Below are 766 nucleotides of genomic sequence, written 5' to 3' on the forward strand. Positions count from 1 at the left end.
GAGGGAATTAAGTACCGAAGTTCTGGATTTCACACTGCCAAGAAAAGCCTCTAGTGAGTTCATAGGTGCCCGTACCGCAAACCGACACAGGTAGGCGAGGAGAGAATCCTAAGGTGATCGGGAGAACTCTCGTTAAGGAACTCGGCAAAATGACCCCGTAACTTCGGGAGAAGGGGTGCTCCTTTAAGGAGGAGCCGCAGTGAATAGGCCCAAGCGACTGTTTAGCAAAAACACAGGTCTCTGCGAAGCCGAAAGGCGAAGTATAGGGGCTGACACCTGCCCGGTGCTGGAAGGTTAAGGGGAAAGGTTAGCACTTCGGTGCGAAGCTTAGAACCGAAGCCCCAGTAAACGGCGGCCGTAACTATAACGGTCCTAAGGTAGCGAAATTCCTTGTCGGGTAAGTTCCGACCCGCACGAAAGGTGCAACGACTTGGGCACTGTCTCAACGAGAGACCCGGTGAAATTATACTATGCGTGAAGATGCGCATTACCCGCGACAGGACGGAAAGACCCCGTGGAGCTTTACTATAGCCTGATATTGAATGTTGGTACAGCTTGTACAGGATAGGTGGGAGCCGTAGAAACCGGAGCGCTAGCTTCGGTGGAGGCATCCGTGGGATACCACCCTGGCTGTACGGACCTTCTAACCCAGGACCGTAATCCGGTTCGGAGACAGTGTCAGGCGGGTAGTTTGACTGGGGCGGTCGCCTCCCAAAGAGTAACGGAGGCGCCCAAAGGTTCCCTCAGAATGGTTGGAAATCATTCG

General features: G+C 53.8%; 1 rRNA gene. It reads left to right on the forward strand.

Annotated elements, in window-relative coordinates:
- Nucleotides 1–766: ribosomal RNA gene (locus ACOI1D_RS21780) — 23S ribosomal RNA — on the forward strand; the annotation flags it as partial.

Source organism: Virgibacillus sp. DJP39 (genome assembly GCF_049310925.1).
GTDB lineage: Bacteria > Bacillota > Bacilli > Bacillales > Amphibacillaceae > Virgibacillus_F.